The 24,461-nt window shown below is 72.8% G+C and carries 21 protein-coding genes and 1 pseudogene; 13 read left to right on the top strand and 9 right to left on the bottom strand.

The window, feature by feature from the left end:
* Window positions 1-212: 212 nt before the first annotated feature.
* From CFW40_RS12350 to CFW40_RS12335, 4 genes are all read left to right on the top strand, one after another.
* Entirely contained in the window at window positions 213-1,010 is a 798-nt protein-coding gene (locus CFW40_RS12350) for an ABC-2 family transporter protein (RefSeq protein ID WP_088797833.1), read from the top strand.
* A 67-nt stretch (window positions 1,011-1,077) separates the two neighbouring features.
* Entirely contained in the window at window positions 1,078-1,842 is a 765-nt protein-coding gene (locus tag CFW40_RS12345; RefSeq protein ID WP_088802071.1) for an ABC transporter permease, read from the top strand.
* 67 nt (window positions 1,843-1,909) lie between these two features.
* Entirely contained in the window at window positions 1,910-2,965 is a 1,056-nt protein-coding gene (locus tag CFW40_RS12340; RefSeq protein ID WP_256331494.1) for an ATP-binding cassette domain-containing protein, read from the top strand.
* A 9-nt stretch (window positions 2,966-2,974) separates the two neighbouring features.
* Window positions 2,975-3,676 (top strand): DUF1707 domain-containing protein, encoded by a 702-nt coding sequence (locus CFW40_RS12335; protein ID WP_088797831.1) that lies wholly within the window; start codon window positions 2,975-2,977, stop codon window positions 3,674-3,676.
* A gap of 25 nt (window positions 3,677-3,701) precedes the next feature.
* Here CFW40_RS12335 and CFW40_RS12330 read toward each other — a convergent pair whose 3' ends face one another.
* Window positions 3,702-5,012 (bottom strand): SGNH/GDSL hydrolase family protein, encoded by a 1,311-nt coding sequence (locus tag CFW40_RS12330; RefSeq protein ID WP_088797830.1) that lies wholly within the window; start codon window positions 5,010-5,012, stop codon window positions 3,702-3,704.
* 283 nt (window positions 5,013-5,295) lie between these two features.
* Between CFW40_RS12330 and CFW40_RS12325 the strand changes: the two genes are divergently transcribed.
* The 4 genes from CFW40_RS12325 to CFW40_RS12310 all read left to right on the top strand — a co-directional run bounded on the left by CFW40_RS12325 (window position 5,296) and on the right by CFW40_RS12310 (window position 9,321).
* Window positions 5,296-6,648: a DUF445 domain-containing protein gene (locus CFW40_RS12325; protein WP_107440498.1), complete on the top strand. Its 1,353-nt coding sequence runs from the start codon at window positions 5,296-5,298 to the stop codon at window positions 6,646-6,648.
* 68 nt (window positions 6,649-6,716) lie between these two features.
* Complete coding sequence (locus CFW40_RS12320) at window positions 6,717-7,502, top strand: class E sortase (RefSeq protein WP_143128372.1); 786 nt, start codon at window positions 6,717-6,719, stop codon at window positions 7,500-7,502.
* Between the two features lie 32 nt (window positions 7,503-7,534).
* Window positions 7,535-7,768 carry a DUF3311 domain-containing protein gene (locus CFW40_RS12315; RefSeq protein WP_088797829.1) on the top strand — a complete coding sequence of 78 codons (234 nt, stop codon included), beginning with the start codon at window positions 7,535-7,537 and terminating at the stop codon, window positions 7,766-7,768.
* On the top strand, window positions 7,765-9,321 hold the full coding sequence (locus tag CFW40_RS12310) for a sodium:solute symporter (protein ID WP_088797828.1): 1,557 nt from the start codon (window positions 7,765-7,767) through the stop codon (window positions 9,319-9,321). The genes CFW40_RS12315 and CFW40_RS12310 overlap by 4 nt, the downstream gene beginning before the upstream one ends.
* Here the strand turns inward: CFW40_RS12310 and CFW40_RS12305 are convergent.
* The 3 genes from CFW40_RS12305 to CFW40_RS12295 all read right to left on the bottom strand — a co-directional run bounded on the left by CFW40_RS12305 (window position 9,305) and on the right by CFW40_RS12295 (window position 12,805).
* Window positions 9,305-10,261 (bottom strand): SCO0930 family lipoprotein, encoded by a 957-nt coding sequence (locus CFW40_RS12305; protein WP_088797827.1) that lies wholly within the window; start codon window positions 10,259-10,261, stop codon window positions 9,305-9,307. The two genes, CFW40_RS12310 and CFW40_RS12305, sit on opposite strands and share 17 nt — an antisense overlap.
* Window positions 10,262-10,505: 244 nt before the next feature.
* Window positions 10,506-12,059 carry an NADH-quinone oxidoreductase subunit NuoF family protein gene (locus tag CFW40_RS12300; RefSeq protein ID WP_088797826.1) on the bottom strand — a complete coding sequence of 518 codons (1,554 nt, stop codon included), beginning with the start codon at window positions 12,057-12,059 and terminating at the stop codon, window positions 10,506-10,508.
* Window positions 12,056-12,805, bottom strand: coding sequence for a hypothetical protein (locus CFW40_RS12295; RefSeq protein WP_088797825.1), 750 nt, complete (start codon window positions 12,803-12,805; stop codon window positions 12,056-12,058). Before CFW40_RS12295 ends, CFW40_RS12300 begins: the two co-directional genes overlap by 4 nt.
* Before the next feature lie 556 nt (window positions 12,806-13,361).
* Between CFW40_RS12295 and CFW40_RS12290 the strand changes: the two genes are divergently transcribed.
* Window positions 13,362-14,183: a CdaR family transcriptional regulator gene (locus CFW40_RS12290; RefSeq protein ID WP_256331495.1), complete on the top strand. Its 822-nt coding sequence runs from the start codon at window positions 13,362-13,364 to the stop codon at window positions 14,181-14,183.
* Window positions 14,184-14,506: 323 nt separating this feature from the next.
* On the opposite strand, the gene CFW40_RS12285 is transcribed toward CFW40_RS12290, so the two are convergent.
* The 3 genes from CFW40_RS12285 to CFW40_RS12275 all read right to left on the bottom strand — a co-directional run bounded on the left by CFW40_RS12285 (window position 14,507) and on the right by CFW40_RS12275 (window position 18,867).
* Window positions 14,507-15,955: a DUF1996 domain-containing protein gene (locus CFW40_RS12285; RefSeq protein ID WP_088797823.1), complete on the bottom strand. Its 1,449-nt coding sequence runs from the start codon at window positions 15,953-15,955 to the stop codon at window positions 14,507-14,509.
* Between the two features lie 141 nt (window positions 15,956-16,096).
* Window positions 16,097-16,744, bottom strand: a complete 648-nt coding sequence (locus CFW40_RS12280; RefSeq protein WP_088797822.1) for a DUF4142 domain-containing protein — start codon at window positions 16,742-16,744, stop codon at window positions 16,097-16,099.
* Between the two features lie 224 nt (window positions 16,745-16,968).
* Window positions 16,969-18,867: a long-chain fatty acid--CoA ligase gene (locus CFW40_RS12275; protein WP_088797821.1), complete on the bottom strand. Its 1,899-nt coding sequence runs from the start codon at window positions 18,865-18,867 to the stop codon at window positions 16,969-16,971.
* A 160-nt stretch (window positions 18,868-19,027) separates the two neighbouring features.
* Between CFW40_RS12275 and CFW40_RS12270 the strand changes: the two genes are divergently transcribed.
* From CFW40_RS12270 to CFW40_RS12260, 3 genes are all read left to right on the top strand, one after another.
* Window positions 19,028-19,333, top strand: a complete 306-nt coding sequence (locus CFW40_RS12270) for a DUF6412 domain-containing protein (protein ID WP_088797820.1) — start codon at window positions 19,028-19,030, stop codon at window positions 19,331-19,333.
* A 162-nt stretch (window positions 19,334-19,495) separates the two neighbouring features.
* Window positions 19,496-20,563, top strand: a complete 1,068-nt coding sequence (locus tag CFW40_RS12265) for a membrane protein insertase YidC (protein WP_088797819.1) — start codon at window positions 19,496-19,498, stop codon at window positions 20,561-20,563.
* 137 nt (window positions 20,564-20,700) lie between these two features.
* Window positions 20,701-21,558: a fumarylacetoacetate hydrolase family protein gene (locus tag CFW40_RS12260; protein WP_088797818.1), complete on the top strand. Its 858-nt coding sequence runs from the start codon at window positions 20,701-20,703 to the stop codon at window positions 21,556-21,558.
* A 34-nt stretch (window positions 21,559-21,592) separates the two neighbouring features.
* Here the strand turns inward: CFW40_RS12260 and CFW40_RS12255 are convergent, their stop codons facing one another.
* Window positions 21,593-22,714, bottom strand: a complete 1,122-nt coding sequence (locus CFW40_RS12255; protein ID WP_088797817.1) for a Gfo/Idh/MocA family oxidoreductase — start codon at window positions 22,712-22,714, stop codon at window positions 21,593-21,595.
* Between the two features lie 56 nt (window positions 22,715-22,770).
* On the opposite strand from CFW40_RS12255, the gene CFW40_RS12250 reads away from it, so the two are divergent.
* Entirely contained in the window at window positions 22,771-23,991 is a 1,221-nt protein-coding gene (locus tag CFW40_RS12250; protein WP_088797816.1) for an ROK family transcriptional regulator, read from the top strand.
* A gap of 157 nt (window positions 23,992-24,148) precedes the next feature.
* Here the strand turns inward: CFW40_RS12250 and CFW40_RS38025 are convergent.
* Window positions 24,149-24,426 (bottom strand): annotated as a pseudogene (locus tag CFW40_RS38025) (MFS transporter); the annotation flags it as partial.
* Window positions 24,427-24,461 lie beyond the last annotated feature (35 nt).

The raw sequence follows: 24,461 nt of genomic DNA, 5'->3' as shown, positions 1-24,461 counted from the left end.
GCCGCCGGAGCAACTGCCGCCCGTGGGGAAACTCTCGCATCATGTGCCCCGGGCCGGCGGGGTGGCACGCACCGAAGTCCGCCAGCTGACCGGCCGAACGGCGCCCATGGCTCACCCGAAGCGGTGATAATGCGATGGCGGGTTGCCGTGCACGGCCTCTAGGCTCCGGTGTTTTGGCCGTCCGACGACTACGGGGCTGGGGGAAGAGCGTCGTGTGGTACGTCGCGGTGGCGGCCGGCAGCTTCCGGCGGTACGCCACCTACCGCATCGCCACCGTGGCGGGTGTGTTCACCAATACCGTCTTCGGCTTCATCGTCGCCTTCACGTATATCGCGCTGTGGCACGAGCGGCCGCAGCTGGGCGGCTACGACCAGGCGCAGGCGCTGGCCTTCGTCTGGACCGGGCAGGCGCTGCTGGCCTGTACGGGCCTGATGGGCGGCGGCGGTCTGGAGGAGCTGCAGGAGCGGATCCGCACCGGTGACATCGCCGTGGACCTCTACCGGCCCGCGGATCTGCAGCTGTGGTGGCTCGCCGCGGATCTGGGGCGGGCCGGACTGCAGCTGATCGGCCGCGGGGTGGCGCCGATGGCGGTGGGCGCCCTGGCCTTTCCGCTCGCGCTGCCCGGCGAGGCGCTGACCTGGGGCTGTTTCCTGCTGTCGGTGCTGCTCGGGGTGCTGGTCAGTTTCACGCTGCGCTACCTCGTCGCACTGGCCTCCTTCTGGCTCCTCGACGGCACGGGGCTGGCCCTGATCAGCGGCCTGGCCTGCATGTTCTTCTCGGGGATGGTGCTGCCGCTGCGGGTCTTCCCCGGCGCCCTGGGCGAGGTGGCCCAGCTGCTGCCCTGGGCGGCGGTCCTGCAGGTGCCGGCCGATGTGCTGGTGGGCGCGCGCGGCGGCGGCGCGCTGCTGCGGGGGCTGGCGTTCCAGGCCGGGTGGGCTGTGGCGCTGCTGGCGCTGGGACGGCTGGTGCAGTCGGCGGCGACCCGCAAGGTGGTGGTGCACGGTGGCTAGAAGGGAGGCGGGCGACGGCGGGGGCCGGGTTGCGCAGGGGTTCTTGGCGTACCGGCTGATCGTGCGGATGTGGATGCGCTCCGCCCTGGCCTACCGGGCCTCGTTCCTGATGATGGCGTTCGGCAACTTCGCGGCCAACGCCCTGGACTTCGTCGCGATCATGCTGATGTTCTCGCGGATCGACGCGCTCGGCGGGTTCTCGCTGCCCGAAGTGGCCTTCCTGTACGGGACGTCCGGAGTGTCGCTGGGCCTGGCGGACCTGCTGCTGGGCAGCATCGAAGGGCTGGGCCGGCGGGTGCGGGACGGCACCCTCGACGTCCTGCTGCTGCGCCCCGCGCCGGTCTTCGCGCAGGTCGCGGCGGACCGTTTCGCGCTGCGCAGGCTGGGCCGGATCACCCAGGCGCTGCTGGTGCTCGGCTGGTCGCTGCCGCATCTCCCGGTGGAGTGGACGGTGGGCCGGGTGCTGATGGTGCCGCTGATGGCGGTGTGCGGCACGGCCATCTTCGCGGCGGTCTTCACGGCGGGCGCCGCCTTCCAGTTCTGGGCGCAGGACGCGGCCGAGGTGCAGAACTCCTTCACCTACGGCGGTAACGCGATGCTGCAGTACCCGCCGACGGTGTTCGCCAGGGAGCTGGTGCGCGGGGTCACCTTCCTCGTCCCGCTGGCCTTCGTGAACTGGCTGCCCGCGCTGCGGCTGCTGGGCCGCCCCGATCCGCTGGGGCTGCCGGGCTGGGTGGACTTCCTGGGGCCCGTGGTGGCGGCGCTGATGTGTATGGGGGCCGGGCTGGCGTGGCGGCTGGGGCTCCAGGCGTACCGGAGCACGGGCAGTTGACGGGGCATCACGTGCGGGACGGGGCGGCCGGGGACGGGAACGGGGCGAGGGAAGAGGAGGACGCGTGGTGAGCGAAACCGCCGGGGCGGCGCCGCTGATCGAGGTGGACGGCCTGGAGAAGGTCTTCTCGGTGCGGCGCAAGGCGGGCCGGCTGCGGCGGGTGCGGCAGGAGGTCCGGGCCGTGGACGGCATCTCCTTCGGGGTGCCGCGCGGCGAGATGGTCGGCTTCATCGGCCCGAACGGGGCCGGGAAGTCCACCACGATCAAGATGCTGACCGGCATTCTGGTGCCCAGCGGCGGCCGACTGCGGATCGCGGGCATCGACCCGTCCCCACGGTCCGGTCTCCGCGCCGGCCACGACCGCGGGCGGACCCGGCTCGCCCGCCGGATCGGGGTGGTCTTCGGGCAGCGCACCACCCTGTGGTGGGACCTGCCGCTCAAGGACTCCTACGAGCTGGTGCGGCGGATGTACCGGGTCCCGGACGCCGTCTACCGCGCCAACCTGGCGCGCTGTGTCGAGCTGCTGGACCTGGGCCCGCTGCTGGCCGTACCGGTACGGCAGCTGTCGCTGGGGCAGCGGATGCGCGGCGATCTCGCGGCGGCGCTGCTGCACGATCCCGAGGTGCTGTACCTCGACGAGCCGACCATCGGCCTGGATGTGGTCAGCAAGGCGAAGGTGCGCGGGTTCCTGCGCGAGGTGAACGCCGAGCGGGACACCACGGTCCTGCTGACCACCCATGACCTCACCGACATCGAGCAGTTGTGCCGCCGGGTGATGGTCATCGACCACGGCCGGCTGGTCTACGACGGCGGCCTCGACGGGCTGCGGGCGGCCGGTGGCGGCGAGCGGACGCTGGTGGTGGACCTGGAGCGGCAACTGCCCCCCATCGAGGGCGTGCCGGGCGCCCGTACGGTCAAGGTGGACGGGCCCCGGCAGTGGCTGGCTTTCCCGGCGTCGCAGAGCGCGGCCCCCTTGGTCGCCGCGGTCGCCGCGCGCTATCCGCTGGTGGACCTGTCGGTGCGGGAGCCGGACATCGAGACCTTGATCGCCGAGCTGTACGCGAGCGGGGGAAAACGACCGGAAACCGGTCGGAGCGGGGGCAACGGGGGCCCGGCGCTCTAATGTGTCCGTATGACTGAAGACCTCCCGGCGCTGCGCGCCTGTGACGCCGACCGCGAACGGGTCGCCGAGATCCTGCGCGACGCCGTCGCGGAAGGGCGGCTGGCGATGGAGGAGTTCGACGAGCGGCTGGACGCGGCGTACACGGCCCGCACCTACCGGGAGTTGGACGTGCTCACCGCCGATCTGCCGGTGGGCGCGGCGGCCCCGGCCCCGCTCTCGCTGCGCAAGGAGAGCGCGGCCCCCGCGCCGTGGGCGGAGCGGATCGTGGACGGCGCGGAGGGCTCGTCGGTCGGTCTGGCCCTCATGGGCGGGTTCCAGCGCAAGGGCCGGTGGACGATCGGGCGCCGCTTCACGGCGGCCTGCCTCATGGGCGGCGGCGAGATCGATCTGCGCGAGGCGCACTTCGCCGGCCCCGAGGTCGTCATCACCTGCTGGGCGCTCATGGGCGGGGTGCACATCCTGGTGCCGCCGGGCGTCGAGGTCGAGGTGCGCGGCGTGGGCATCATGGGCGGCTTTGACGCGCGTGAGGAGGGGGTGCCGGGCGAGCCCGGCGCGCCCCGCGTGATCGTCAAGGGCCTGGCGATGATGGGCGGCGTCGGCGTCGAGCGGAAGCTGCCGAGGGCCGAGAAGCGGCGGCTGAAGGAGGAGCAGCGCCGCCAGAAGGAGGAGCGGCGCCGCCTCGACGACCACCCGCGCAAGGAGGGGGACTGAGGCGGCGGCCCCTGCGCCGTTCGCGTTACAGCGCGGCGGGCGCGGCCAGCTTGAGGTGGGCGAGGTTCACCGCGTTCGCCATCGCCCTAAAGCCCTCGTCGCTCGGGTGGAGATGGTCACCGGAGTCGTAGGAGGGCCGCAGCCGCACCGGCGCCGACGGGTCGCGCAGCGCCTTGTCGAAGTCCACGACCTCGTCGTAGACGGTGCCGGAGCGGATGATGTGGTTGACCTGTTCGCGCACCGAATTCAGCAGGTTGGAGTAACCGCGGTGCCCCCCGAACGGGGTAAGGGTGCTGCCGGTGACGCGCAGACCGCGGGCGTGCGCCTGCCGGACGATCTCCCGCATCCCCGCCACGATCTTCTGCGGGTCGAGCTGACGCGGGGTCTTGAACAGGTCGTTCAGCCCGATCTCGACGATCACCGCCTTCACCCCGGTCCGCGACAGCGCGTCGCGTTGCAGGCGGGACAGCACGCTGGGCCCGTTGTTCGGGGAGAACCTGGAGCCGTTGACCAGCAGGCGGTTGCCGCTGATGCCCTGGTTGAGGACGCCGTAGCGGGGCGCGCCGGGCTCGGTGCGCAGCCTGGCCGCGAGGAAGTCCGTCCAGCGGTGGTTGGCACCGGCGGTGGAGGTGATGCCGTCGGTGATCGAGTCGCCGATCGCCACGACGGACCCGTGCGCCTGGGTGCTCCACACGTCCACACCGGTCAGATAGCGCCAGTACGGGCTCTGCTCGGTGTAGGCCGCGCCGGTGGCGTCCTCGGCCCGGTCGCCGCGTGCCAGGTAGGAGGTCTGCCGGGCGTACGGGTGGTAGGTGGCGGGCCCCGAGGGGGACGGGGAGTACGACGTGACCAGCAGGTCGGCGTCGCCGGGCACGTTCAGCCGGGTCGGGTCGCTGGTGACCGCGCCGCCCGCCGGGATGGTCACCGCGGGCTTGCCGTTGAAGGACAGCCGCCGCATGGTGCCGCTCGCGGCCGTGGGGTTGCTGGGGGCCGCGGCCAGCGCCAGGGTGGCATGGCTCACCACCAGCGGACGGGTGCCGTAGAGGTTGGAGAGCTGGATGCGCACGCCCGCCCCGCCGACGCTGGTGTGCACGACGTTGCGTATCGACATCCCCGCGTAGCCGTTGAGCGTGCCGGGCTCGGCCGCCGCCGCGGCCGCCGACCAGGTCCCGACCCACTGCCCGGAGACCGCCGGTGCGGCAGGGTCGCGGGGCTTGTGCGAGGAACCGTCCAGTCCGCCGTCATCGCCGCCGAAGCCGACGAATATGGCGGTCGAGATCAGCACCACCACTGCCGCCAGACCGGCGAGCAGGGAGTAACCCACACTTTTCTTCATGCGGGAGAGGTCTCCTGGGTAAAGCGGAGCAGCACGCTCCGGGCGGGCAAGGGCAGCGGATGATCAGCGGCACCGTTGCGGTCCGATCGATCCATCATGATCCCACGGACCTCCGGGGCGCCGCCCGGCGCCCCGCTCGATGCCTCCCCGGCATGGACGCGGGGAACTCGTGGCGCGTTCCGGGAGTAGGTCACAGTGGGATATATGGCTGGACCGGCGGCCGGGTGCGCGGAGCGGGGCGGTCCGGAGGGATGGCGGGGGCACGGTGGGAGCGGTGGAGCGGATGGAACGCACAAATACCGAGACGGCGCCGGGAGCGGAACGGGCGCCGGGCCCGGGAGCGGCGCCGGCGGGCCGGACCGCACCGGGCGGCGGCTTCGCGTATGGCGTCGGCGACGAGGAGCGCCGGCGCGCCGTACGCCGGATGAAGGCGACGGCCACCGGTCTGCTGCTGGTCGTCGCCTTGGTCTACGTCCTGGCGAAATGGGCCGGGGCCTGGGGTGCGGGCGGCTGGACCGGATTTGTCGCGGCGGCCGCCGAGGCCGGGATGGTCGGTGCGCTGGCCGACTGGTTCGCGGTCACCGCGCTGTTCAAGCGGCCGATGGGGCTGCCGATTCCGCACACCGCCATCATCCCCACCAAAAAGGACCAACTGGGTCAGAGTCTGGGTGATTTCGTCGGCGAGAACTTCCTCTCCGGCGAGGTCGTCCGCCGCCGGCTGCGCTCCGTCGGCATCGGCGGCCGGGTCGGCGGCTGGCTCGCCGAGCCGCAGAACGCCGACCGGGTCACCGCCGAGCTGTCCACCGCGCTGCGCGGCGCGCTGACCGTGCTGCGCGACTCCGATGTGCAGGCGGTGGTCGGCGAGGCGATCACCCGCCGCGCCGACGCCTACGAGATCGCGCCCGGGATCGGCGCGATGCTGGAGAAGGTCGTCGCCGAGGGCGGCCACCGGCGGGTGGTGGACCTGCTCGTCGCCCGCGTCCACGACTGGCTGGTCGAGCACGGCGACTCCGTGATGAGCGCGGTCTCCGGCGGCGCACCCGGATGGACCCCGCGGTTCGTCGACCGCAGGGTGGGCGACCGCGTCTACAAGGAGCTGATGCGCTTCGTCACCGAGATGCGGGACATGCCCGAGCATCCGGCGCGCGGGGCGATCGACCGCTTCCTGCGGGACTTCGCGGCCGATCTGCAGTCCGACCCGGACACCCGGGCCAAGGTCGAGCGGCTGAAGTCCGAGGTGCTGAGGCGCGGCGAGGTGCAGGATCTGATCACCTCGGCCTGGGGCTCGGTGCGCACCATGATCGTCGCCGCGGCCGAGGACGAGCGCAGTGAACTGCGGCTGCGGGTGCGGGCGGCGCTGCTGTCCCTGGGCCGGCGGCTGGCCGGTGAGAAGCGGCTGCAGGACAAGGTGGACGGCTGGCTGGAGAACGCGGCCGTCTATGTGGTGACGACGTATCAGCGCGAGATCACCTCGCTGATCACCGACACCGTCGCCGGCTGGGACGCCGAGCACACCTCGAAGAAGATCGAGGCGCACATCGGCCGTGACCTGCAGTTCATCCGGATCAACGGCACCGTCGTCGGCGCACTGGCCGGCCTCGCCATCTACGCCGTCTCGCAGGCCTTCGGCGGCTGACCCCGGCGCGGGGGACGGGCCGTGCGCCGTCTCTGGTGACTTCGGCCCGCAGGGCTTACGGTGCCCGCGTGCGGGAGCGGATACCGGTGGTCGTACAGGGGCGGCGCACCCGTTGCCCCCGGGCCGCGCGGGTGCTGTGGACGGGTGCGGAGCTGGCCGTGACGCTCGGTGCCGTCCTGCTGCTGCTCGTCGTCCACCAGCTGTGGTGGACGAACCGTCAGGCGCAGGACGCGGCGCACGACCAGGTGGACCGGCTGGAGCGGACGTGGGACGCCCGGCCGCCGTCACCGGCCGAACCCGCGGCACCCGGTGCCGACGACGGGGCGGCGCGTACCACCCGCGGCGGCCCGCCGTCCCGGACACCCGCCCGCCGCACCACCGGCCGGCCCCCGGCGCCGCCGCGGAACGCCGCGTACGCCGTGCTGCGCATCCCGCGGATCGGCCTGACCGCCCCCGTCGCCCAGGGCGTCGGCAAGGCCGCGGTCCTCAACAAGGGCTACGTCGGCCACTATCCGCACAGCGCCGAGCCCGGTGAGGCCGGCAATGTCGCACTGGCCGGGCACCGCAACACCCACGGCGAGCCGTTCCGCCGTCTCGACCGGCTGCGCCCCGGCGACACCGTCCTCCTCGACACCGCCGAGGCCCGCTACACCTATGTGGTCCGGCGCACCCTGCCGAGGACCGCCCCCGCCGACGGCACGGTCCTCGCCGCCGTCCCGTACAGCAGCGTGCACCCCGCCTACCGCTTCACGGCGCCCGGCTCGTATCTGACCCTGACGACCTGTACGCCGGAGTACACCTCCACCTACCGGCTGGTGGTCTGGGGCGTGTTGCGGTCGACACAGTCCCGGTGAGGGCGGGCGTGGGTCGCCTAGGCTCTTCCTCCGTGCGAAACGAGACCACCGGAGGGCGATCCCCGGGTTCGAGGCGGCGCCTGGCGCTGCTGTGGCTGCTGCTGCCGTATGTGCTGTTCCTGGCGGTGCTGCCGCTGGTGAACCGGGTGACACCGACGGTGCTCGGCCTGCCGTTCCTGTTCTTCTGGATGCTGGTGGCGACGCTGGCGACCCCGCTGTCGGTGGGGCTGGCGCGGCGCGGCGACCTCAAGCGGGGCCGGGGATGAACGCCGCGGTGTCCACCGCGATATTCGGCGGCTTCATGGTGCTCACCGTCGCCCTCGGCCTGCTCGCGGTGCGCGGCCGGGCCGCCGGCGGGGGCCTGGCCGAGTGGTCGGTGGGCGGCCGGAGCCTGGGGACCGTCTTCATCTGGGTGCTGATGGCGGGCGAGAGCTATACGAGCTTCAGCTACCTCGGCGCGGCCGGCTGGGGCTACAACTTCGGCGCCCCGGTGCTCTACGTCCTGGCCTATATGTCCTGCGGCTATGCGCTCGGGTACGTCGTCGGGCCGATGCTGTGGGCCTACGCCCGCCGCCACCGGCTGGTCGGGATCACCGACATGGTCGCGCACCGCTACCGGGCGCCCTGGCTCGGCGCCGCCGTCGCCGTTCTCGCCACCGTCTGCCTGCTGCCGTACATCCAGCTGCAGATCACCGGCATGGGCGTGGTCGTCTCGACCATTTCGTACGGTGCCATCAGCCTCAACTGGGCCTATTTCCTGGCCTTCGCCGTCACCACGGGCTTCGTCGTGATCAGCGGGCTGCGCGGCAGTGCCTGGGTGTCGGTGCTCAAGGACGTCCTCGTCATCGCCACCCTCGGCTTCCTCGCGGTGTATGTGCCGCTGCACTACTTCGGCGGCTACGGGCCCTTCCTGCACCGGATCGTCGCCGAGAAGCCGCAGTGGCTGACCTTCCCCGGGCATGCGTCGGGCGGGCTGGGCCCGGTCTGGTTCGTCACCACCACCGTCGTCAACTCCCTCACGGTGGTGATCTTCCCGACGACCGTGGCGGGCTATCTGGGGGCCCGCAACGCCGAGGTGCTGCGCCGTAACGCGCTCTATCTCCCCTTCTACAACGTCCTGTTGTTCGTGCCGATGCTGCTCGGGATGGCGGCGCTGTTCGTGGTGCCCGGACTGGTGGGCGCGGACTCCAATCTCGCGCTGTTCAAGCTGGTGGTGGACTCCCTTCCGGCCTGGGCCGTGGGGCTGACCGGGGTGGCCGCCGCGCTCTCCTCCATCGTGCCGATGGCCGTGTTCATGCTGGTCATCGGCACGATGTGGGGGAGGAGCGTGCTGGGGGCGCGCGCGAATCCGGACGGAGGGGCCGGGGAGGCTTCCGGGGACGGCGGGCGGCAGAAGCTGTGGTCGCAGGTGGTCGTGGTGGTGGCCGGGGCGCTGGCGCTGCTGCTGACCTACACCGCCCCCGACACCCTCGTCCGGCTGTCCTTGATTTCGTACGAGGGCATGGCACAGCTCGTGCCGATGCTGCTGCTGGGGCTGGTGTGGCGGCGGCTGACGCTTCGCGCCGCGGTGAGCGGCCTGGTGGCGGGCTTCGCTCTCGTCTGTGTCCTGGTCTTCGGGGGACACGACCCGGTCGGGGGGATGAACGCGGGGATCGTCGCGCTCGCCGTGAACGTGGCGGTGGCGCTCGGGGTCACCTGGCTGGGGCCGCGCGATGCGGACGACAGGCCGGACGCCGAGGTCCTGGCGCTGGAGGACGAGTTCCCCCGGGACGGTGCCCTGCCGCGGGACGGGGCGGCCGGCCCTACGGCGTCGTCGTGATCTTCTTGCCCTCCTTGGAGACCGCGAACCACAGGCCCATCTTGCCCTGGCCGTTGATGTCACCGGGCTGCTTGTCACCGGTGAACCAGTAGACCGGCCAGCAGTCGACGGCCAGCTGGCGGGTGCCGTCGGGGCGGGTGACGGTGGAGATGAGCTTGGGGGCGATGCCGTTGAGCTTGGAGCGGTCGGCCGGCTTGGCGGGCTTCCAGGTGTCCAGGCAGGCGTCGTTGCAGCCGAACTTCATCGGCCAGGCGCTGTCCTTGTTGAAGCGGTAGAGGGTGCGGCCCATGCCGTCGACGAGGATCGAGCCGAGCTGCGGGTGGTCGAACACCGAGACGTCGCCGGGCTTTTGTGCGCCGGCCTTCTTGCCGTCGGCGGCCAGCGCGTTCCAGGTGCCGCCCACGCCCTGGCCCTTGGTGTCGCCGGGCTTGGTGTCCTTGGCGTAGCGGTAGGCGGGCCAGCCGCCGATGGTGAGCTGCTTGGTGCCGTCGGCGCGGGTGACCGAGCCCAGCTTGCTCTTGTCGATGCCGGCCGGGGCGGTGGCGCCGTCGGCGGGGACCACCGGCCAGGTGGTGGCGCAGGAGCCGGAGCAGTTGGACTTGGACGGGTCCGCGGTGTCCTTGTCGAAGCGGTAGAGGGTCATGCCCTTGGCGTCGGTGACGACCGGGCCGAGCTCGGTGTCCTGGTGCAGGGCCAGCTTGCCGGCGCTGGGGGCGGCCTGCGGGGCCTTGCCGCCGGTGTCGCCGCCCGCCTGGCCGCCGGAGCCGCCCGCGCCGCCGGAGGACCCGTAGCCGTAGTCGCTGGTGCCCTGCCCGGCGGGCTGGACGTTGTCGGCGGTGGCGGTGCCGGCGCTCTGTTCGGTGCTGCTGCCGCAGGCGGCGGTCAGGGCGAGGGTGGCGACCGCCGCGGCCGCGAGACCCGCACGACGTCGAGTGCTCATGATGTCTCCTTGGTCGGTTGGTGAGTGTGTCGCTTGCCGAGGTGAGGGCTGGGACGGTGGCCCGGGCGCCGATGCGGCCCGGGGCCCCGGCGGGGTGCCGTCGCCGGGGGAATACGCGCTACGGGGTGCCGGGCGTTCAACGGAGCCGAAGAATTTTCTCCGGAGGCAAAAACCGTGCCCGGCACCGCGGTTGACGCCCGAAAGCCGTGCCCGGCACCCCGGCCCGCGCCCCCCCGCCCGCACCTCAGCTGCCGCCCTGCACCCGCAGGGCGAGCGCCGGACAGCGGCGCACCGCGAGCTGCGCCCGGCGCCGCATCCGGGCCGGCAGCGGCATGCTGGCCTTCTCCGGGTAGCCGTCCGGGCCCAGCTTGATGATGCCGGGCACCACATCCGCGCACAGGCCGTGGCCGCGGCACAGCGTCCAGTCGACCAGCAGCCGCTCCTGCGGCGGCGCGGCCGCCCGGGAGGGGGCGGGCGCCGGCTGGGGGACGGTGGACGGCAGCGGCCGGCTCCCGGTGACCGGCAGGGCCCCGGTCACCGGGCGGCCGCATCCGAACCCCTGCGCATGCCGCTCGAACTCCTCGGGGAAGGCGGCGAGAGCCGAGGCGACAAAGCGCGCGGTACCGTCCGGATGACTGCAGGCGCCGCGCTTCTCGACCGCCCGCATCCGCGCCTGGACGGCTTCCAGGGCGGCGGCACCGCCGCCCCGTACGGCGCGGTCGAGCTGTTCGGCGAGCGCGGGCAGGCCCAGCACGCAGGGGCCGCACTGGCCGGCCGATTCGGCGCCCATCCACTGCGCGACGCGTACCGTCTCGCCGGCCGGGCAGGTGTCGTAGGGCAGCGGCAGCACCGCTCCCGCCCCGAGCACCGCGTTGTACTCGGCCAGCGACTCCTTCGACAGGTTCGCGGTCAGCGCGTCGGTGGGCGAGACGAAGGTGCCGTGGTAGCCGCCGATCAGCACGCCCTGCCCCTGGTCCATGCCGCACAGCGCCAGGACCCGGGCCAGCGAGACGCCGTAGGGCACCTCCACCACCCGGCTGCCGGCGACCGTCAGCAGCAGCGTGCCGGGCTCCGTGGGCAGGCCCGTGGTGCGGTAGCCGAGCGCACCGAGCCGGGCGGCCACGGCGAGCTGGGCGTAGGTCTCGGTGTTCGACAGCAGCGTCGGCACACCGTTCAGCCCCCGCTCGCTGGAGCGGATCTTGCGGCCCGAGGGCAGGCCGGCGCCGCCGCCCAGACCGTTCGTCATCGCGGAGCCCTCGCCGGTGACGAACCGTTCGGTCAGCAGGGTGACCCGTAACGTCGGCCGCACCGGGCCGCGTTCGTCGATGGCGCTCTGCACGGAATTCAGCACGTCCATGCGGGTCACGCCGATCGCGACCTCCTGGGCACCGAGCGCGTCGGCGGCCAGCAGGGCGCCGTCGAGCATCAGGTGCGGGGCGTGCAGCAGCAGCGCGGTGTCCTTGAGGCAACTGGGCTCGCCCTCGCTGCCGTTGACGACCACCGCGCCCTTGCCGTCGGCCTTGCGCATCCCGTCCATGACGGCGGTGAGCTTGCGGGCGAAGGGGAAGCCCGCACCTCCCCGGCCGCGCAGGTCGATGTCCTCGGCGAGCGCCACCAGCTCCGTGGAGCTGAGCTGGGGCAGGCCGCCGTGACGGGCAAGATGCGCCACCCGGCCCATGCGCGGCATCTCGTCGAGCCCCGCCAGCAGGCGGGGCGGGCCGAAGGACGCCAGGGTCGGCACGGGCTCCGCGGGGCCGGGAACGGCCGGGAGCGGGCGGGTGGGGGCGGGGGCGGTCATGGGAGTTCTCCTGTGTTCCTGCGTGAGTCGCGCATCCGCAGCGCGAGTCGTACGGCCACCGCGACGAGGCAGATGGCATACCCGACGAGGGCGTAACCGGCCGCGGGCCGGCCCGCCCTGAGGCCGTGCACCAGGGCCAGCCCCCAGGCGGCGTACGCGCTCATGTGCAGCCCCCGCCACCACTGGGAGGCGGTGATGCCGGTGAAGGCGCCGCGCACCGCGCCGGTCACCGCGACGGCGATGAACACGTAGGCGGCGAGGGTGCCGAGGCCGATGAGGCCGGGGCGGGCGCCATCGGTGAAAGGCACCGCGGCGGCCATCGCGTCGGTGTGGCCCTCGGTGACCTTGATCCAGATGTGCAGGCCGAGGAAGCCGAGGCCGGCGACGCCCGTGCCGCGGTGCACGGCCTGGGCGAGGAGCCGGTGGCCGGACTTGAGCACCATCCGGTCGGTGGCGGCCAGGCCCCACAGCACGGTGACCGACAGGGAGACCAGCGCGAGCACCCCGGCGCCGAAGTCCAGGAAGTTCAGCACGCCGTCCATCGCGCCGGAGCGCAGCATGACGGCGAGGAAGAGCAGCAGTGCGGCCGGAAGCGCCGGGCGGAGTGCGGCGGTTCCGGCGAAGCCGCCGGCCGGTCGGCGGGCCGGCGGCCCGGGTTCGTTCGGGGGACGCCGGGGGCGAGGCACGAACGGCGAGGGCCGGGCTCGGTGTGCGGCGCGGCGGCTCTGCATACGCGGTGCGGACATCGGACCTCCCGGTGTCAGGGCGCGGGTGCGGGATGCGAATTTCGTTGAAATCTCCCGGGGGCGTAATTTGCCCGGGGCTTTTGTTCGGGTGACCCCCGGTAACACTAAACATTCTGTGACCGGTTGGATACGCAGGGCCGTAATCCGGATGTGTAAAAGCATCTCCGAACGCGTTCAAGCTTTCGTAAGGTTTATCGCGCTGTGACAAATTCCTGCACTGGCATCGCGGTCCCGCGGGGTGACTCCGGATGATGCCGACTCAGGCGCACGGGGGGCGCCAATCCCCAGTAACAGCCGCATCCCCGCCAGGATCGAGGTAGCGATGTGTGATCTCCTGAACCGCATCTGGTCGCGTCCACGAGGTGAGTGGAACCGGGTAGTCAGAAATGAACTTCCCGATCTCGCCGACAAGTTGGTCGCGGAGTTGCAACGCGGATTTCCCGCATTGTCCGCACTTCTCGGGGATACTCCCGTAGAAGAGGCACAATGGGCGCTGGAACAGGCCTTGCTGACAGTTCTTGGGTACCAAAAAGAGTCGGAGAGTAAACCTGGGGCCGTGCCGTCCGTGGTGACTCCGATGCCGGTGGCCCGGGCCCGCCAGGACCTGTTCGACGTCCTTGCCGGACAACGGGAGATGCCGGAGGAGGGGTTGACCGAGCTGTCCCGCGCGGCGGGCTGGCCCATCCCCGACACCCTCCAGGCCGTCGTCCTCGCCACACCCGCCGAGGCCGCCCAGCTCGCCGCGGCGCTCGGACACGCGCTCATCGGCTCGGTCGACGGGTACACCTGTCTGTTCGTCCCCGACCCGGCCACCCAGACCCGGGCCCGCCTGGAGGCGGCGCTCAAGGGCCGGCCGGCCGCGGTCGGACACGTCGTACCGGCCACCGACACCGCGTCCTCGCTGCGTTGGGCCCGCTATCTGCTGACGCTGGCCCCGGGCCGGGTCGGCCCCGAGTCGCGGCCCGCGTTCGTCGACGACCATCTCTCCGCGCTGCTGCTGCTCCAGGACGAGTCGCTGGCCGACGCGCTGACCTCCCGCTGGCTGGGCCCGCTGGAGGAGCTGACGCCCCGGCAGAGCGAACGGCTCGAAGTCACGCTGCTGGCATGGCTGGAGGGCGGCGGTGCCCCCGAAGCGGCCAAACTGCTGCATGTACACCCCCAGACGGTCCGATACCGTCTGCGTCAGATCGAAAAGCTCTTCGGCCCGGTGCTGCGCGATCCGCGCACCCGCTTCGAGCTGGAAATGGCGCTGCGCAGCCGCCGCCTGATGGCACACGTCCGCAGCTACCGCGCACGGGCCGGCCGCCGCGCACGCGCCGTCGCCTCGTCCATACGCCCGCTGGGCATGGCCCGTGAGGCCCGCGTCAACGGTCTTTGAGGACCGGCGGATGCAGCACCGCGCCCCTTGAGCTGACGGCAGACCGGAACGGTGGGGGCCTTCCGGCACAGCGACAGCCACCCGGCGCCGAGCAGCGGCCCCGACCCCCGGACATCCGGGTCGGGGCCGCTGCTTTGCCGTGGGCGGTGAGCCGTGAGCCATGCCCGGGCACCGCCCACCGGGCACCGCCCACCGGGCACCACCCACCGGGCACCACCCACCGCCCCAGGCCCACCGGCCACCGCGGCCACCCGCCGACGACGGCCCGTGAGTGAGCCCCTTGGGGAATCCCCCAAGGGGCTCAGGGCTCACCGGGGTCGGGTTCAGGTGCAGTTACGGCCGCTGTTGATGCAGTCGACCGCCTTGCTCATCAGCTGGTCCGGCATCACGTTGATGAAGTCACCGTGGTCGGTCACCGGTTTGTGCAGCTGCTCGGGGAAGCTGTCCACCGCGAAGCTCTGGCCCTGCGGGACGTCGTAGGTGATCCGCTGGGTGAGCTGCGGGATCGCCTTGAAGCCGTTGGGGCAGACGCCGTTCTGGTCCGAGAACGCCACGTGGTCGCGGTGGTTGCCGCTGTCGATGTCCCGGCCGTTCCAGCAGTTCTGGAAGGCGAAGGTCCGCACGACCTGGGAACCCTGCGGGCACAGCGGGTACTTGTCCTTCAGCTGCCGGTCCTCGAAGCCGGTGCAGCTCCAGGAGGCGTTGGCGTTCTTGGTGCCGTTGGTGAACGCCTTGGCGTCGCCGGTGATGATCTTCATGAAACGGGGCATCGCCTCGACCTGGCCGACCTGGCTGCCACGGAACTTCAGGGTCACCGTGGCCGGGGTCAGGGTCGTGCCGACGTTGGCGTCCTGCGCGGCGCCCGGCTTCTGCTCCGCGTTGCCGTCCAGCTTGCGCAGCACGGGCCAGTAGTGGGTGGACTGGTCGCCGTTGTTGCAGGTGGTGTCGGAGGCGGCGAGCTTGTTGTCGTCGGCGAAGGCGTCGGTGGCCTTGTTGCCGACGTAGTCGTGCGTGTGGTGGGCGCCGTTGCTGACACCCGGGGTCACGATGACGTTGTCGGAGTTGAAGTGGCCGTCCTCGTTGCGCCCGCACTCGGTGGTGAAGGTGCCGGTCGAGGCGTTGCCCCCCTTGGGGGCGGCGAACGGCGGGGCGTCCGCGTTCGGCTGGACGGTGGTGATGTCCACGAAGTCGTCGGGGGAGGGCCCGCCGGCCTGTCCCTGCTGGCCGCCCTGCTGTCCCTGCTGGTTCGGGTCCTGGCCCTGCTGACCTTGCTGCTGCCCCTGCTGGTCGCCCTGGGTCTGGTTCGGGGCCTGCCCCTGGTACCAGCCCTCCTTCACGGTCTTCGTGGAGTCGTTGCCGCCCGCGCCGGCGCCCTCGGTCACGGGCTTGGTGGTACAGCCGCTCATCTTGATCAGATAGCCCGGCCGCTTGGTGTTCTTGGCGATCGCGGTGACCATCATCCTGATGGTCTTCTCCCGCTGCGCCTTGAGCGGGGCCATGACGGCACTGCCGCTGCCGCCCATCATCTTGTGGTACGCGTCGTGCACCTGCCTGTCGAGTGCGGACAGCCCCTTGGAGACCGGGAGCTGGGCGCTGCGCGGAACGGTCCGCAGCCGTTCGCCCACATCGGGGCAGGAGATGGTGATGCCGGACGCGGTGTGCTGATGGCCGGACGCCGTGCCGGGGGTGGTCTGGTTGCCCGCCAGCGCCGTGGTGGCGTAGGCGGCGAGCCCGCCGCCGCCCAGCAGGAGGGCGGTCGCGCCGATGAGCATTCTGTTCGTCAAACGCGAGCGTTTATGGGCCTGTTGCCGTTGCCTCATGAGATCACTTCGCTTCGTCCGATGTGAGGGGTGTCGTCCTGGTCGGTTTCACAGGGGTTGTGGGCGATCCCAAGAACCGGGAACTGCCTGCGGTCAGCTGGTGTGCAGGGTGTTGAAGTCGACGTTCCCGGTCTTCTCCAGGACCGTGATGTGGTCCAGCACGACGCTGTTGGCGCGGTCCGCCAGGGCACGCACCATCGTGTTCTTGGTCTGATCGCGGACCAGGGCGACCAGCCCGAAGACCTTGCCGTGGGCCCGGCGCAGCAACTCGGCCAGCGTCGCGTCGAACTCCTTGCCCTGGGCGGCCTTGAGCTGCCCGAGCCAGCCCTGCTGGGCGACGTTGGGCTCCGTGGGCAGGTCGACGCCGAGCGCCTGCCCGGCCTCGTTCGACCGCCGGTCCAGCTCGGTGTGTCCCGCCACGAGGTGGTTGCCGGCCGTGCGGACGGCGGCGGTCGTCCCGCGCTGCTGCGCCATCCGGCCCGAGGGCAGCTCCCACAGCCCGGCCAGCTTGACCTTGCGTACGAAGTCCCGGTCCATCGCGGTGAGCGGACCGTAGCGGGTGCTGACCGTGCCCCCGCCGTCGTCGTCGTACGAGAGGGTGGTGGTCGCCGAGGCCTGGGCCTCGCCGAAGAGCTGGACGGGCAGCAGCAGCGCCGCGAGCGTGGCCACGAGCGCGGCCACCACCAGGCCGGTGGCGATGGTCCGCCCGGATGTTGCGGAATTGCTGAGGATGGACCGCACACGGCCTCCCGGTTCGTCACTACTGGAATCCCACCGGACGCTAAGTGCCGCACCGGCCCGGCGGACCCGGGTCCTCACCCCTGGACAAATAACGGCCGGGCCCGCCGCGGCACTGCTACGGTGCCGCGTGCGGGCCCGGCCGGGGGAACGGGTGACGTGCGTCGGATTTCGTATGCCCGGCCGGGCCCGTCCAGCGCGGTGTGCGTCGTGTCAGCGTGCGGTGCTCAGCGCGCGTACAGCCCCGCCGCGGCCCAGCGGCGGCGGTCGCGCCGCGTGCCGGGCTCCTCGCGCTTGCCCTCCGCGTACAGGGCGTCGATCTCCGCTGCGTAGGTTCTGACGATCGCCGCCCGGCGCAGCTTGAGCGACGGCGTCATCAGCCCGGACTCCTGGCTGAACTGGCCCGGCAGCACCCGGAAGGCGCGGATCGACTCGGCCCGCGACACCGACGCGTTGGCGCGCGCCACCGCCCGCCGGACCTCCGCCTGCAGTTGTTCCTCCGGCGTCGGTGCCGTGCTGTCGGCGCTGGGCTCGTCCCGCAGCTTGCGCCAGTGCTCCAGCGCCTCGGGGTCCAGCGTGAGCAGGGCGGTGACATAGGGCCGGTTGTCGCCGACCACCACGGCCTGCGAGATCAGCGGATGGGAGCACAGCCGCTGCTCCAGCCCCTGCGGGGCCACGCTCTTGCCGTTGCTGGTGATGAGCATGTCCTTCTTGCGGCCGGTGATGACGAGATAGCCGTCCTCGTCCAGATGCCCCAGGTCGCCGGTCGGCAGCCAGCCGTCGTAGAGCCCGCTGCCCGTGGTGCCGTCCTCGTCGAGGTAGCCGGCGAACACCACCGGACCGCGCACCCACACCTCGCCGTCCAGCGCCAGATGCACCGCGCTGCCCGGCAGCGGGCGGCCCACCGTGCCGAACCGCACCTTGCCGGGCGGCTGGACGGTGATCGCGCCGCTGGTCTCCGTCAGGCCGTAGCCGTCGTAGACGGTGATGCCCATCCCGGCGAAGAGCAGGCCCAGTTCGCGCAGGAGCGGTGAGCCGCCACAGACCGCGGTGCGCACCCGGCCGCCCAGCGTCTGCCGGATGCGGGAGTAGACCAGCCGGTCGTAGAGCGCGTGCCGGGCCCGCAGGAACGGGTCGGGTCCGCGCCCGGTGCCCCGCGCCTCCTCGGCCATCGCCTCCGCGTAGCGCACCGCCACCGTCATCGCCGCGTCGAACGTCCGCCGCCGGCCCGCCGCTTCGGCGGCCAGCCGGGCGCGGGTGCAGATCTTCTCGAAGACGTGCGGCACCGCGAACAGGAACGTCGGACGGAACGAGGCCAGGGCCGGCAGCAGCTCCTGCGACGACACATCGGGCTGGTGGGCGAGCTTCACCCCGCCGCGCAGACACGCCACCTGCACCATCAGCCCGTAGATCTGCGCGAACGGCAGGAAGGCCAGCAGCGACGGGCGTTCGCCGGGCGCGGCCAGCAGCCCGCCCCAGCCCGCGTAGAGGGTGTCGCACTCGGCGGCGAGATTGGCGTGGGTGATCACACAGCCGCGCGGGCGCCCGGTGGTCCCCGAGGTGTACACGATCGCCGCGATCCCCTCCGGGGAGACCATGTGGCGCAGCCGGTGCACCTCCGCCTCGGGCAGCCGGGTGCCCTCCTCCGTCAGCCGCCGGACGCAGTCCAGGTCCAGCTGCCACAGCCGGCGCAGTCTGGCCTGCTCGTTGCAGGCCTCGGCCACGGTCATGGCCTGCGCCTCGTTCTCGACGACGATCGCGGTGACCTTCGCCCCGGCGAGGATGCAGCGCACCTGCTCGGCCGATGCGGTCGGATAGACCGGTACGAGCTGTCCGCCGATCGCCCACAGCGCATAGGTGAACAGCGTCCACTCGTAGCGCGTACGGGACATCAGCGCGACCCGGGTGCCGGGCCGTACCCCGTCCGCCAGCAGCCCCCTGGCCAGGGCCATGACTTCGTCCCGGAATTCCGCCGCGGACACCTCCTGCCAGCCGCCGGACGCTCTGGCGTCGCGGCGGGCGAGCTGAGCGAAATCCGGCTGGTGGTTCGCGGTGTCGAAGACGGAATCGGCAAGACCGCCGGTCCGCAGTCGAGCCGCCACGGCCGGAACGCTGATGTCGCGCACAGCACCTCCTAGGTGTTCCCCCTTGGCCCCCTGGTCCTGCCGACGTCCCGACGGCAGGGGGGCAAGTTATCGGCCGGGCTCCCGGCTGCCCAGATCTGTGGCTACTCTTGAGCGGAAGCCGATAAGTCTTGACGACCGGACAACCCGAGGAGGCCGCCGGATGTACCGCATCCTCGACGTCTGGCGCCTGTACACCTCGGCACTCCTCTTCGTCCTGGCCGGCTTCCTGCTCACGCAGACCGGCCTCACCGCCGCCCTGACCGCGGCCGCGACCACCGGTGCGCTGCTGCTCCTGTGCCGCGCCTTCCTGATCGCGGCCTGCGCCCGGCCTCTGCCACCGGGCCGGATCCGTACGGCGCTGCGCGACCGCGAGCGGCGCACGGCGTTCCTGCCCCAACGTGATCCCGACGCGGCCGGCCGCCCGCGCCCCCGAGCACCGGGCCGCGCCCTCCCGACGGCCGCGTAGGCGCCCGGTCCGCTCACCGCACCGCATCCGGTCCGCAGCACCGCACCGCAGGTCTGCAGCTCCGCATCCGGTCCGGTCACCGCACCGCATTCCGCGTCCGCGCGGCTCGTCACGCCGACTCCTCATCCCGGCACGACGAGACCCCGTGGAGGGCTCACACCCATGTCCCTGTTCGGCTTCCTCGGCGACGCGCTGGCGCACGGCGCCGCGGCGCTCGCCCCGCTCTTCGGCAGCGCGGCCATGGCCGCCGCCATCGTTTCGTGCACCCTCGGCGTCCGCGCCGCGCTGCACCCGCTCGCCCGCGCCGCGGCCCGCGGCGAGAGGGCCCGTACGGCGCTCGCCCCGCAGCTCGCCGCACTGCAGCGCAAGCACAAGGGCCACCCCGAGCGCCTGCAGAAGGCGACGTCCGAGCTGTACGCCGAGACCGGCTCCTCGCCGCTGGCCGGGTGTCTGCCGACCCTGCTGCAGCTGCCCGTCTTCTTCGTGATGTACCACCTGTTCTCCACCGGGGGCGGCGGCCTCCTGCACCACACGCTGCTGGGGGCGCCGCTCGGCGGCCACTGGAGCCAGGCGCTGGCGGACGGCGGGCCCTTCGGGCCGCAGGGGCGGGTCTACCTCGCACTGTTCGCGCTGATCGCGGCCGTCGCCACCTGGAACTTCCGCCGGGCCCGCGCCACGATGGCCAAGGCCCCGCAGCCGGCCGCGGGCGCCGGCGCGGCACTGCCCGGGACGGCCTCCATGGCCAAGGTGATGCCGCTGCTGTCCTTCGGCATGCTGATCACGGTGGCCGTGGTGCCGCTGGCCGCCGGGCTCTACACGGTCACGACGACGATCTGGACGGCCTGCGAGCGGGCGCTGCTGCACCGGGAGCGGGAGCGCGGCGAGGCAGCCGCGGCCACCGCGGCGGCACCGTCCGGGGGGAAGCCGGCCCGCACCAAGGCGAAGACCGTCGTCCCGTCCGGGGACCAGGCCCCCGCCCCGGCTGACGGCACCCCGGGCACGCGGACCCCGCAACAGGGCCCGTCGTCGCAGCGTCCGGTGTCGCAGCGTACGGACCGCAGGGGCGGTACGGACCGCAGGGGCGCGCCGAAGACCCGCGCGGCCCGGCAGCGCGCGGCCCGCGCGAGGGCCAACTCCCAGGCCGGGACCGGCGACCGGACGCCCACCGGAAAGGCCCTCGGAAAACCCACCGGGAAGACCGTCGAGGAGATCGCCACTACCACCCGGTAACGGTCCAGTCCGTGAACGGGGTCTTGCAGACCGGACCCCGTTCTTGGACGATCGGCCGAATCGCTCGATGGCCGTCCCCATCGGCCGGCCCGGAATTCCCTTTGCCGGGCCGACCTTCGACCACGGGAGTGGAACCGATGAAGCTGATGCGTGTCGGAACGGTGGGGGCGGAACGCCCGGCGCTGCTCGATGAGGCCGGGGTCCTGCGGGACCTGTCCGGCCTGGTGCCGGACATCGACGGAGCGCTGCTCGCCGACGACGGAACACTGGCGCGCCTCCGCGCCGCCGCCGCGTCCGGCGAGCTGCCAGAGCTCGACGCGGCCGGGCTGCGCACCGGCCCGCCGCTGGCCCGGATCGGCAAGATCGTGTGCATCGGGCTGAACTACCACGACCACGCCCGGGAGACGGGGGCCACGCCCCCCGAGGAGCCGATCCTCTTCATGAAGGCCCCCGACACGGTCGTCGGACCCGAGGACACCGTGCTGGTCCCGCGCGGCAGCGTGAAGACCGACTGGGAGGTGGAGTTGGCGGTCGTCATCGGCCGCCGCGCCCGCTACCTGGAGAGCGACGCACAGGCACTGGCGGCGGTGGCCGGCTACGCCGTGGCCCACGACGTCTCCGAGCGCGCCTTCCAGATCGAGCGCGGCGGCCAGTGGGACAAGGGCAAGAACTGCGAGACGTTCAACCCCCTGGGCCCCTGGCTGGTGACCGCCGACGAGGTCCCCGACCCACAGGCCCTCGGCCTGCGGCTGTGGGTCAACGGCGACCTGAAACAGGACGGCACCACCGCCGAACAGATCTTCCCGGTGGCCGAAGTCGTCCGCTACGTCAGCCAGTTCATGACCCTCCACCCCGGCGACGTCATCAACACCGGCACCCCGGCCGGCGTCGCCATGGGCCGCCCGGACCCCAAGCCCTACCTGCGCGCCGGCGACATCGTGGAACTGGAGATCGACGGCCTGGGACGGCAGCGGCAGCAGCTCGAGGAGGCCTGAGGGAGCCGGTACGGCGGAACGGGGCGGGCCGCGCTCACGTGTCCGCTCCGAGGTGGACCGTACGGCCTTCGGCGGCGGAGAGCTTTGCGGCCTCCAGGGCGCGGAGGGCGGCCGCGGCCTCGGTGGCGGTCACCGGTGGGCGGCCGCCCTCGCGCAGTGCTCGTGCGATCGCGGCGTAGTAGGCGGGGTAGTCGCCCGGCAGCGTCGGTACCCGCTCGCCACCACCGCTCTGCGGGGAGGACCCGGCACCGATCCTGCCCCAGCGGGACTCCGGCTCCACGCCCCAGTCGCCCTCTTCGTCACCGGGCCGGCGGCCCTCGCGCAGTGCGGCCTCCTGCGGGTCCAGGCCGTGCTTCACATAGCCCGCCCGGCTGCCCAGCACCCGAAAGCGCGGGCCCAGCATGGCCGCGGTGGCGCTCATCCACAGGTGGGAGCGGACGCCGTTCGCGTGCGTGAGGGCGATGAAGGAGTCGTCGTCGGCCTCCGCGCCGGGGCGGCGGACCACGGACTCGGCGTAGACGGAGACGGCCGGGCCGAAGAGGACCAGCGCCTGGTCGACGAGGTGGCTGCCGAGGTCGTAGAGCAGGCCGCCGAGCTCCGCCGGGTCGCCGGACTCGCGCCAGCCGCCCTTGGGCTGCGGCCGCCAGCGCTCGAAGCGGGACTCGAAGCGGTGGACGTCGCCGAGCGCCCCCTCCTCGATGAGCTTGCGGGCGGTGCGGAAGTCGTTGTCCCAGCGGCGGTTCTGGAAGACGGAGAGCAGCAGGCCGCGGTCCTCGGCGAGCGCCGCCAGCTTCTCGGCCTCGGCGGCGGTCGCGGCCAGCGGCTTGTCGACCACCACCGGCAGACCGGCCTCCAGGGCGGCGGTGGCGAGCGGCACATGCGTCTTGTTCGGCGTCGCCAGCACGATCAGATCGAGGTCCGCGGCACGGGCGAGCACCGCCTCGGGCGTGTCGACCGTACGGACCCCGGGATGCCCGGCGCGGGCCTGCGCCTGCCGCTCCGGATGGGTGGTCGAGACGGTGTCGAGCCGCAGGCCTTCGGTGGCCGCGATCAGCGGGGCGTGGAAGACCGAGCCCGCCAGGCCGTAGCCGATGAGGCCGACGCGGAGCGGGTCGTGGGAGGCGGCGGTGCCGGTGGAGTCGCGCTTCTCGCTCATGGCTCCCACTTAAGCAACGCTGTTGCCAAAGTGCAAGCGATGCGGACAATGGGTGGGTGAGCAGCAACGACACCCCCCACGACGGCCCCGCCGCCGCCCCGCCGGGCGCCAACCTCCCCGCCCTGCGCGGCCACAATGCCGCCCTGGTGCTCGGGCTGCTGCGCGCGGCCGGCGAGGAGGGCGTCAGCCGGCGGGAGCTCGCCGGCCGCACCGGGCTGACCCCGCAGGCCGTCAGCAAGATCACCGCCCGGCTGCGGGCCGACGGCCTGGTCACCGAGGCGGGCCGCCGCGCCTCCACGGGCGGTAAGCCCGCCACCGTCCTGCGGCTGGTCCCCGGCGCCCGGCACGCCGTCGGACTGCAGCTGGACCGCGATGAGCTCACCGCCGTCCTCGCCGACCTCGCGGGCGAAGCGGTCGGCGTACGCCGTGCCCCGCTCGCCTTCGAGGCGGGTGCCGGGCAGGCGCTCGCCACCGTCGAACGGGAGGTCGCCGCCTTGCGCGAGGAGGCCGGCGGGCCGCCGGTGCTGGGCGCCGGGGTGGCCTGCCCCGGACCCCTCGACCACACCACCGGCGTCCTGCACCGGGTCACCGGCGCGCCCCGGTGGGACGGCTTCCCGCTGCGGGACGCGCTCGCCGAACGCCTCGGCCTGCCCGTCGTCCTCGACAAGGACACCAACGCGGCGGCACTGGGCCTGACCCGGGGGATACCGGCGGGTGCCGGCTCCTTCGGATACCTCCACCTGGGCACCGGCCTCGGCGCCGGGCTCGTACTGGGCGGCAGCCTCTACCGCGGTCCGCGCACCGGCGCCGGTGAATTCGGCCACCAGATCGTGCAGTGGGACGGTCCGCGCTGCGGCTGCGGACGGCGCGGCTGCATCGAGGCGCTGTGCCTGGCGGCGGTGGCCCGCGGCGATCTGCTGGGCGCGGCACGGGCGTTGGGCGTGGGCGCCGCCAACCTCGTCGAGCTGCTGGACATCGACCGGGTGCTGCTCGGTGGCCGCACCGTACTGGACCACCCCGACGCCTTCCTCACGGGCGTGACCACGGCCCTCGCCGAGCAGGCGCGCACCCGCGGCAGGGCCGGGGCCGGGGAGGCGGTGCCGGTGGCGCTCGCCCGCGGCGGTGCGCGGGTGGTCGCCGACGGGGCGGCGGAACTGGTGCTGGCACCGCTGTTCGGACCGCGCCAGGCGGGCCTCGCGGCCGGGCAGCAGGGCGGCGCCGGGCGCACCTTGCCGTCGGCGCCACCTGCCGCGCCGGCCGGCGCTCCCGGGCCGTGACCTCGGCCCCTGTCCACCGCTCCCCCGCGCCGTAGTGCGAGGAGCACCGCGTGGAGTTCCCGTACGGCCAGGATCCTGGCGCACCCATCCGGTCCGGCGTCCGCGAGCACGGACGCATTCCCAAGTACTACACGGCCAAGGTCGAGCACGCCGCGCCGCCGGCGGAGTCGGGCGAATCCCCCAGCGCGTTGACCCGGCCCAGCAGCCGTCGCGGTATCCGTTCGAAGGTGACCGCCCCCAGCACCGGGTTGAGGAGCCCCGCCCCGCCCCCCCGACGGCGAACACGGGGAGCACCGCCCCCAGCGGGGCGTGGCAGGCAAGGATCAGGAACTTCGGCGCCCCGGCGAACAGGAACCCGGTGAAGAACACCACGCGGTGCCGCCATCGGTGCGCGGCCGCCGCGGCGACCAGACTCCCAGCGATCGCGGCAACGCCCCCTGCGTTGCTGCGACGGGCAAGGATGCACCGGG

This window comes from Streptomyces sp. 2114.4 (genome assembly GCF_900187385.1).
GTDB classification, from domain to species: domain Bacteria; phylum Actinomycetota; class Actinomycetes; order Streptomycetales; family Streptomycetaceae; genus Streptomyces; species Streptomyces mooreae.
Note: the sequence above shows the minus strand (reverse complement) of the source record. Positions and strands in the feature narration are given on the sequence as shown.

What these genes read in the sequence shown, in the direction of transcription:
- CFW40_RS12345 (WP_088802071.1), top strand. Translation starts at nt 1,078, where the DNA reads ATGTGGATGCGCTCCGCCCTGGCCTACCGGGCCTCGTTCCTGATGATG.
- CFW40_RS12335 (WP_088797831.1), top strand. Translation starts at nt 2,975, where the DNA reads ATGACTGAAGACCTCCCGGCGCTGCGCGCCTGTGACGCCGACCGCGAA.
- CFW40_RS12330 (WP_088797830.1), bottom strand. Translation starts at nt 5,012, where the DNA reads ATGAAGAAAAGTGTGGGTTACTCCCTGCTCGCCGGTCTGGCGGCAGTG.
- CFW40_RS12325 (WP_107440498.1), top strand. Translation starts at nt 5,296, where the DNA reads ATGGAACGCACAAATACCGAGACGGCGCCGGGAGCGGAACGGGCGCCG.
- CFW40_RS12310 (WP_088797828.1), top strand. Translation starts at nt 7,765, where the DNA reads ATGAACGCCGCGGTGTCCACCGCGATATTCGGCGGCTTCATGGTGCTC.
- CFW40_RS12305 (WP_088797827.1), bottom strand. Translation starts at nt 10,261, where the DNA reads ATGAGCACTCGACGTCGTGCGGGTCTCGCGGCCGCGGCGGTCGCCACC.
- CFW40_RS12300 (WP_088797826.1), bottom strand. Translation starts at nt 12,059, where the DNA reads ATGACCGCCCCCGCCCCCACCCGCCCGCTCCCGGCCGTTCCCGGCCCC.
- CFW40_RS12295 (WP_088797825.1), bottom strand. Translation starts at nt 12,805, where the DNA reads ATGTCCGCACCGCGTATGCAGAGCCGCCGCGCCGCACACCGAGCCCGG.
- CFW40_RS12285 (WP_088797823.1), bottom strand. Translation starts at nt 15,955, where the DNA reads ATGCTCATCGGCGCGACCGCCCTCCTGCTGGGCGGCGGCGGGCTCGCC.
- CFW40_RS12270 (WP_088797820.1), top strand. Translation starts at nt 19,028, where the DNA reads ATGTACCGCATCCTCGACGTCTGGCGCCTGTACACCTCGGCACTCCTC.
- CFW40_RS12265 (WP_088797819.1), top strand. Translation starts at nt 19,496, where the DNA reads ATGTCCCTGTTCGGCTTCCTCGGCGACGCGCTGGCGCACGGCGCCGCG.
- CFW40_RS12260 (WP_088797818.1), top strand. Translation starts at nt 20,701, where the DNA reads ATGAAGCTGATGCGTGTCGGAACGGTGGGGGCGGAACGCCCGGCGCTG.
- CFW40_RS12255 (WP_088797817.1), bottom strand. Translation starts at nt 22,714, where the DNA reads ATGAGCGAGAAGCGCGACTCCACCGGCACCGCCGCCTCCCACGACCCG.